This is a genomic window from Streptomyces sp. NPDC050535 (assembly GCF_044457665.1).
Classification (GTDB): Bacteria; Actinomycetota; Actinomycetes; order Streptomycetales; family Streptomycetaceae; genus Streptomyces.
In genome coordinates this window covers 472,512-479,896 of the sequence record NZ_JBITHE010000005.1, presented here as the reverse complement: position 1 = coordinate 479,896, position 7,385 = coordinate 472,512, and the positions used below count along the sequence as shown (strand labels likewise).

Genomic DNA, 7,385 nt, shown 5'->3' with positions numbered 1-7,385 from the left:
GGGGGCGCGGGGCCCCGCCCCCCCCCCGCCGGCGCGCGCGGGGCCGCCGCGCCGCCCGCCCCCCCCCCCCCCCCCCCCCCCCCCCCCCCCCGGCCGGCGTCCCGTCCAGGCCGGTCATCCGCCCCTGAGCGGAGCCGACTTGCGCAGACCCCCCGCTGGTCAGCTAGAGTCTGGAACACGCCGAGGGGCCAGGCCGAAACGCCGAACCTCACGGGGTCACGCGGGTGTAGTTCAGTAGTAGAACATCCCCCTTCCAGGGGGAAGGCGCAGTGTGCAATTCCTGTCACCCGCTCTGCATCCCTTACCAGGCATCCATTTGGATCAGGTAGGGTGGTGCTCGCGCCGATCAGTGAGAGCTGGTCGGAGGCAATGCGGACGTAGCTCAGTTGGTAGAGCGCAACCTTGCCAAGGTTGAGGTCGCCAGTTCGAACCTGGTCGTCCGCTCCAGCGAAAACAAGGCCCCGGTCATCGACCGGGGCCTTTGTCGTACTCGCGCGCTCCCCTCCGTCTCAGCCGTCTGACATATGTCATGCGGAGTGATGACACCGCGCACTGCCGCCGGGCCTTGTCCGCGGGGACGCTTAATCCATGAACACGAACGAGCACGATGACGTGATTGAGGTCACTGAGCTGCGCCGCGTGTACGGGAGGGATTTCGAGGCGGTGCGTGGAATCACCTTCTCCGTGGGCCGCGGTGAGCTCTTCGCACTGCTGGGGACGAACGGGGCGGGCAAGACCAGCACGGTCGAGCTCCTCGAGGGACTCGCGCCCCCGAGCGGCGGCCGGGTACGGGTCCTCGGGCACGATCCGTACAAGGAGCGGGCGCTCGTACGGCCCCGGATCGGCCTGATGCTCCAGGAGGGCGGCTTCCCCTCCGAGCTGACGGTCGCGGAGACCGTACGGATGTGGGCGGGCTGCACCAGCGGCGCGCGCCCCACGGCGGAGGCCCTGGACATGGTCGGGCTCGCCCGGCGGTCCGGCGTACGGGTGAAGCAGCTGTCCGGCGGCGAGAAGCGCCGCCTGGACCTGGCGCTCGCCCTCCTCGGCCGCCCCGAGGTCCTCTTCCTCGACGAGCCGACGACCGGACTCGACGCCGAAGGACGCCGGAGCACCTGGGAGTTGGTACGCGAACTGCGCGACGGCGGTACGACCGTGCTGCTGACCACCCACTATCTGGAAGAGGCCGAGCAGCTGGCCGACCGGCTCGCGATCCTGCACGAGGGAGGCATCGCCGCCACCGGAACGCCGGCCGAGGTGACCGCCTCCCAGCCGTCCCGGATCTCCTTCGAACTGCCCGACGGCTACTTCGTCGGGGACCTGCCCCCGCTCGCCCCGCTCGGCATCACCGGGCACGAGACGGAAGGGCGCACCGTCCGGCTGCGCACCCACGAACTCCAGCGGACGGCCACCGCACTGCTGCTGTGGGCCGAGCGGACACGCGTCGAGCTGCGGGGGCTCGATGTGCGGTCCGCCTCGCTGGAGGAGGCGTTCCTGCGGATCGCGCGGGAGGCGGCCGGGGCCTCCGGCGCGGGCGCCGCTCCCCAGGACCCCCAGGACCCTCAGGACAGGAACGACGACAAGAGCAAGGAGACGGTGGCGTGAGCGCGGTGGCCGCAACGAGTACAGAGCCCACGAAGACCACTACTACCGTGACGGGACGGATGGCCGCCCTGGCGCGTGCCGAGCTCACGCTCCTGGGGCGTACGAAGGCGACGCTCTTCGCCGCGCTGTTCGTGCCGGTGGTGATGCCCTTCAGCCTCAGTTCGACGGTCGACCAGATGGATCTGGAGAGCGCGGGACTCTCGACCGGGTCGGTGATCCTGCCCTCCTCCATCGGCTTCTCGCTGCTCTTCGCGGTCTACAGCTCGCTGGTGACCGTGTACGCGGCCCGGCGCGAGGAACTCGTCCTCAAGCGGCTGCGCACCGGGGAGCTGCGGGACACCGAGATCCTCGCGGGCGCGGCTCTGCCGTCGGTGGCGATCGCGCTGGTGCAGTGCGTGGTCCTGACGGCGGCATGCGTCGCGCTGCTGGACGTGGGGGCGCCCTCGGCACCTCATCTCGCCGTCCTGGGACTGCTGTTGGGCCTGGTCATGTGGCCCCCGCTGGCCGCGGTCACCGCGGCCTTCAGCAGCAGTGTGGAGGGCGCCCAGGTGGCGACCATGCCACTGCTGATGGTCTCCCTGCTCGGCTCCGGCACCTTCTTCCCCCTCGAGCTCATGCCCGACGGCCTCGCCAGGATCTGCGAGCTGCTGCCCCTGACCCCGGTGATCACCCTGATACGCGGCGGCTGGACCGGAGACCTCTCCGCGGCGGAGGCGATGGGTGCCCTCGCCATCGCGGTGGCCTGGACGGTTCTCGCGGTGTTTGCTGTACGACGGTGGTTCCGCTGGGAACCCCGACGGTGAGAGGCGACGGGAGCGGGAGCATGCGGAGACCTGGGGTCTGGTGGCGGGGCAAGAGCACGCCGGCGAAGGTCGAGACGTACACCCGCTGGTCGTTCCACTTCGTCGCCGTGGTCACGATCGCCGGCGTCGGGCTTCCGGCGGTCGGCCAGGTGGGGGCGCGGTTCGTGGTCCCGGTGCTGCTGGCGGTGTGCGGGCACGGGGTGTTCTGCGCGCTGACCGCGTCGCGGGTGCTCGACTGGACACGCGGCAACCGTGAGCTGCCCGTACGACTCCTGTGGGCGCTCGGCGGCGTCACCGCGCTGCTCGGGGTCGCCGCGCTCGTCCTGTTCGAGCACGGCGGCAACGGTTCGGGCACCGAGTCCGGCGCGGCCATGCTGTCCGTGACGGTCCCGTCGTACGGCTTCGGGACCATCGCCCTCGCCGTCCGCGACCGGAGGCGCACGCTCGTCATGGCGGCGGGCGTCGCGACCGGCGTCGCGGGTGTGGGGCTCCTGGTCGGCCTCCCGGCGGCCGCCGCGCTGGGGACGGCAGGGGTGACCCTGATCACCACCGCGCTGTTCGCCGGCACCTCGCACCTCTCCGTCTGGCTGCTCGACACCGTCTACACGCTCGACGAGGCCCGCGAGACCCGCGCCCGGCTCGCCGTCGCCGAGGAGCGGCTGCGCTTCGGACGCGATCTGCACGACGTGATGGGCCGCAACCTCGCGGTGATCGCCCTGAAGAGCGAGCTGGCGGTACAGCTCGCGCGCCGCGGCAGGCCCGAGGCCGTGGAGCAGATGATCGAGGTGCAGCGCATCGCGCAGGAGTCGCAGCGTGAGGTGCGCGAGGTCGTGCGCGGCTATCGGGAGGCCGACCTGAGCAACGAACTCGCGGGCGCCCAGGGCGTGTTGACCGCCGCCGGCATCGAATGCGAGATCCGCGGCTCGGCGACGGGGCTGCCCGCGCAGGTCCAGCCGCCGCTCGGCTGGGTCGTACGGGAGGCGACGACGAATGTGCTGCGGCACGGGAACGCCGAGCGGTGCACGGTGTCGCTGCTGGTCGCGGATGGGCAGGTCACGCTCACCGTCGAGAACGACGGGGTGACGGAGGACCGGTCGGACTCCACGCTCCGCAGGGGGTCCGGGCTCGTGGGGCTGCGGGAACGGCTGACCGAGGTGGGCGGGGTGCTGCGGGCCGGTCCCGCCGACGGCGGTGTCTTCCGGCTGACCGCGGTGGTACCACTGCCGGCTCCGGTGCCATCTGTTCCGGTGGCATCCGTGCCGGTGCCATCTGTTCCGGTGCCATCTGTTCCAGTGCCCGCTGTTCCGGTGCCTTCCGTGCCGGACGCCTCCGAGCGGGACGCGGCCTCCCGGCGGCCCGCCTCGCCCGCTCCGTATCCAGCTCCACACCGAGACGCAGACGCAGATCCAGATCCAGTGAGTGGGGTCACGTCATGACTTCCGTACCACCCGTCCCGCCCGTGACGTCGGCGCCTCCCGTACGCCTCCTGCTGGCCGATGACGAGCATCTGATCCGCGGAGCGCTCGCCGCGCTGCTCGGCCTGGAGGACGATCTGGTCGTGGTGGCCGAGGCGGCGTCCGGGCCGGAGGCACTGACGATGGCGCGGGCGCACATGCCCGATGTCGCCGTACTGGATCTGCAGATGCCCGGCGCCGACGGTGTGAGGGTGGCCACATCCCTGCGGGCCGAACTGCCCGCGTGCCAGGTGCTGATCGTGACCAGTCACGGACGTCCGGGGCACCTGAAGCGGGCGCTCGCGGCGGGTGTACGCGGGTTCGTCCCCAAGACGGTCAGCGCGCAGCGGCTCGCGGAGATCATTCGCACGGTGCACGCGGGAAACCGTTACGTGGATCCCGAGTTGGCCGCCGACGCGATCTCCGCCGGTGACTCGCCGCTGACCGCGCGTGAGGCCGAGGTGCTCGAATTCGCCGCCGACGGGGCGCCGGTCGCGGAGATCGCGGAGCGGGCCGCGCTCTCGCAGGGCACCGTACGGAACTATCTGTCGTCCGCCGCGACCAAGCTCGGGGCCGAGAACCGGCACACGGCGGTGCGTCTCGCGCGCGAGCGGGGTTGGGTATAGTTGCTCTCGCGCCACGGCGCAGCGCGGACGTAGCTCAGTTGGTAGAGCGCAACCTTGCCAAGGTTGAGGTCGCCAGTTCGAACCTGGTCGTCCGCTCCAGCGAGGACAGAGGCCCCGGTCATCGACCGGGGCCTCTGTCGTACGTCCTCGCGCGCGTGGTGCTCAGGTCCAGCTCGTACCGGTGAGGCGCTCGTACGCCTCGATGTACTTGGCGCGCGTCGCGTCCACGATGTGCTGCGGCAGCGCGGGAGGGGGCTGCTCGCTCGCCCGGTCCCAGCCGGACTCGGCCGAGGTCAGCCAGTCGCGGACGAACTGCTTGTCGTACGACGGCTGCGCGTGACCCGGCTCCCACTGCTCGGCCGGCCAGAAGCGCGAGGAGTCCGGGGTCAGCACCTCGTCGGCGAGGACCAGGGTCTCGCTCTCGCCGGTTCCCTCGAAGCCGAACTCGAACTTGGTGTCCGCGAGGATGATGCCCCGGTGGCGGGCGATGTCGCGGGCGCGGGTGTAGACGGCGAGGGTCGTCTGGCGCAGCCGGGCCGCGGTCTCGGCGCCGACCTGACGGGCGACCTCCTCGTACGACACGTTCTCGTCGTGCTCGCCGACCGCGGCCTTGGTGGCCGGGGTGAAGATCGGCCCGGGGAGCTCGGAGCCGTCGGTCAGGCCCTCGGGGAGGCCGAGCCCGCAGACCGTCTGGGTCTGCTGGTACTCGGTGAGGCCCGAGCCGGTGAGGTAGCCGCGGGCGACGCACTCGACCGGGGACATCCGCAGCGACTTGCAGATCAGGGTGCGGCCCGCCCAGTCGGCCGGGGCGCCCGGCGGGAGTTCGGTGCCCAGCACATGGTTGGGGACCAGGTCGGCGAGCTTGTCGAACCACCACAGGGAGAGCTGGGTGAGGGTGCGGCCCTTGTCGGGAATCTCGGTGGGCAGCACCCAGTCGTAGGCGGAGATGCGGTCGCTGGCGACCATCACGAGGTCGCCCGCCTCGTTCTGGTACAGATCACGCACCTTGCCGGTGTGCAGATGCACCAGTCCCGGAACCTGAAGCGGCTCGGGCTTTTCAACGAATCCGGACACGGTTCCTCCGCGTGGTTCTGTCCATGTGTCTCGATTCTCCCGTATGAGGGGAGCGGGTTCGGCCGGGGGGTACGTGGGGTGCCTCGCGGCCGGGGCGCGGGGGCGCGCTGACGAGTGCGCTGGGCGGGTCCCCACCGGAGGGCGTTCCATGCGGGTTCAGTCGTGTTTGCAGATGCGGTCCAGGAGGTTGGCCGTGGCTCGCTGGACGCGCGGGTCCACATGACCCGGGCGGTCCAGGGCCGGGGACCAGGCGAAGGTGCCGGAGGCGAAGACCAGGGCGCCGGAGGGAGCGCGGTAGAGGGAGGTCTCCTGGTGGCGGGAGGTGCCCTCGCTGTCGGCGTACGGGGAGTGGGCCAGCAGGATGCGCCCCTGGTGCTCGGGGAGCGGGATGCGCGGGAAGTAGCGGTCGGCCTCGCCCGCGACCATGCCGGTGAGCTCGTCGCTCTCGTGCGCGCCGGTCGCCTCCCAGAGCCAGTGGTCGGCGTTGCGCACGATGAGGGGGTGCGGGTCGGGGACCCTGCCCGCGTACTGGATGCCGATGAGTTGCTGCTCCGGCCGGTCGATCTCACGCCACAGGGCCGGTTTTCCGGGGCCTCTGCGCTTGCGGCAGGTCAGCAGTCGGTCGGCGGCGCCGGACGGGGACGGGCCCAACTCGACCTGCCAGTACATGGTGTTGGCCGAGAGGAAGACGAGCGAGGTGCCGTGTCCGCGGGCGAGTTCGGCGATGCGGCGCATCGACGGCGACCAGTACTCGTCGTGGCCCGGGAAGACCAGTCCACGGTAGCGGGTGGGGTCGATCCGGCCGGAGTGCAGGTCGCGGGCGTCGGCGTAGGCGAGGTCGTAGCCGTAACGCTCGGCCCAGCGGATGAAGTCGTAGGCGTGGCCCACGTGGAGCGGGAGGCCCGCGCCGGCGTAGGGGCGGTCGAAGGAGACCGTCGTCGCGGCGTCGGCCTCGCCGAGCAGCCGGCCGTCCTCGTCCCACGCGTGGTAGAAGCTGGCGCCGGTGTGGCCGTCCTCCGGGTAGAGGTTGTACGCCTGCCAGGTGATGTCCGGGAGGATCAGGAGCAGGTCCGCCGGGTGGTTGTCCCGGACGGTGAAGGGGACGTGGGAGCGGTAGCCGTCCGCGGTGGTGAGTACGGCCACGTACGCGCCGATGTTCCAGTAGCTCGGGATCTGCAGACGCCAGGACAGCCACCAGTGGTGGCAGGAGACCGTGCGGTCGGCGGTGAGCGGCGGCGGCTGGACGATGCCGGAGAGGCGGGGGCTGGTGGTGATCTTCGCGGCTCCGTCGCCCCCGTAGTGGCCGATCCGGTAGACGTCGACGCTGAATTCCTGCGGCGGGTCCACCGTGACACGGAAGTCGATGGCCTCACCGGGGGCGACCGCGCCGGTGGAGGTGAACCCCTTGATCTGGCGGTGGACGTCGTCCGCGGGGCGGGGGCCGCCGGCCCTGGGATGCGGGATGGCGCTGACGGCGTCCTCGGCCGCATGGGTCCGGCGGCCGCGTCCCCTCTCGGGAGGGCTGACGGCGCCGGGGGCGTGGTCGATGTACCAGGGGACGACGTGACCGGTGTCGTCGAAGTACTGCTCGTCGCCGCGGAGCCAGGGGACCGGGCCCTGGCCGAAAGGGTCCGTGACGGCGTGGGCGAGTGCACCCGACTCCCAGCGGCGAATCTGCTCGGACCCCATGCCGACTCCCCTCCCTGTTGCCATCGCGTCCCTTTTACGCCCGCATATGTTCCTGTACGTCCTTTTATGTCCTCGTGCGTCCCTGCTGTGTGCGCGATTCGGTCCCAGCACATCACATTACGCACGCACGCCGTCAC

6 protein-coding genes and 3 tRNA genes are annotated in these 7,385 nt (G+C 71.3%); 7 read left to right on the top strand and 2 right to left on the bottom strand.

Features of this window, described 5'->3' with window-relative positions:
• Positions 1 to 220 precede the first annotated feature (220 nt).
• The 7 genes from ACIBLC_RS15345 (at position 221) to ACIBLC_RS15315 (ending at position 4,584) form a co-directional block, all read left to right on the top strand.
• Positions 221 to 292 (top strand) — tRNA-Gly (locus ACIBLC_RS15345).
• Between the two features lie 79 nt (positions 293 to 371).
• Positions 372 to 447: transfer RNA gene (locus ACIBLC_RS15340), tRNA-Gly, on the top strand.
• A gap of 141 nt (positions 448 to 588) precedes the next feature.
• Positions 589 to 1,602, top strand: a complete 1,014-nt coding sequence (locus ACIBLC_RS15335; protein WP_399211390.1) for an ABC transporter ATP-binding protein — start codon at positions 589 to 591, stop codon at positions 1,600 to 1,602.
• A 59-nt stretch (positions 1,603 to 1,661) separates the two neighbouring features.
• Positions 1,662 to 2,405 (top strand): ABC transporter permease, encoded by a 744-nt coding sequence (locus ACIBLC_RS15330; protein WP_399211389.1) that lies wholly within the window; start codon positions 1,662 to 1,664, stop codon positions 2,403 to 2,405.
• Between the two features lie 20 nt (positions 2,406 to 2,425).
• A complete protein-coding gene (locus tag ACIBLC_RS15325; RefSeq protein ID WP_399211388.1) occupies positions 2,426 to 3,841 on the top strand; it encodes a sensor histidine kinase in 1,416 nt (471 codons plus the stop codon).
• Positions 3,838 to 4,485 carry a response regulator gene (locus ACIBLC_RS15320; RefSeq protein ID WP_399211387.1) on the top strand — a complete coding sequence of 216 codons (648 nt, stop codon included), beginning with the start codon at positions 3,838 to 3,840 and terminating at the stop codon, positions 4,483 to 4,485. The genes ACIBLC_RS15325 and ACIBLC_RS15320 overlap by 4 nt, the downstream gene beginning before the upstream one ends.
• A 23-nt stretch (positions 4,486 to 4,508) precedes the next feature.
• A tRNA-Gly gene (locus tag ACIBLC_RS15315) sits at positions 4,509 to 4,584 on the top strand.
• A gap of 63 nt (positions 4,585 to 4,647) precedes the next feature.
• Here the strand turns inward: ACIBLC_RS15315 and ACIBLC_RS15310 are convergent.
• Together ACIBLC_RS15310 and ACIBLC_RS15305 are read right to left on the bottom strand one after the other, a co-directional pair.
• A complete protein-coding gene (locus tag ACIBLC_RS15310; RefSeq protein WP_399211386.1) occupies positions 4,648 to 5,559 on the bottom strand; it encodes a phosphoribosylaminoimidazolesuccinocarboxamide synthase in 912 nt (303 codons plus the stop codon).
• 156 nt (positions 5,560 to 5,715) lie between these two features.
• On the bottom strand, positions 5,716 to 7,248 hold the full coding sequence (locus ACIBLC_RS15305; protein WP_399211385.1) for a N,N-dimethylformamidase beta subunit family domain-containing protein: 1,533 nt from the start codon (positions 7,246 to 7,248) through the stop codon (positions 5,716 to 5,718).
• Positions 7,249 to 7,385: the final 137 nt, after the last annotated feature.

Excerpts from the sequence above, each read along its gene's own strand:
- ACIBLC_RS15335 (WP_399211390.1), top strand. The coding sequence starts at position 589 with ATGAACACGAACGAGCACGATGACGTGATTGAGGTCACTGAGCTGCGC.
- ACIBLC_RS15330 (WP_399211389.1), top strand. The coding sequence starts at position 1,662 with ATGGCCGCCCTGGCGCGTGCCGAGCTCACGCTCCTGGGGCGTACGAAG.
- ACIBLC_RS15325 (WP_399211388.1), top strand. The coding sequence starts at position 2,426 with ATGCGGAGACCTGGGGTCTGGTGGCGGGGCAAGAGCACGCCGGCGAAG.
- ACIBLC_RS15305 (WP_399211385.1), bottom strand. The coding sequence starts at position 7,248 with ATGGGGTCCGAGCAGATTCGCCGCTGGGAGTCGGGTGCACTCGCCCAC.
- ACIBLC_RS15320 (WP_399211387.1), top strand. The coding sequence starts at position 3,838 with ATGACTTCCGTACCACCCGTCCCGCCCGTGACGTCGGCGCCTCCCGTA.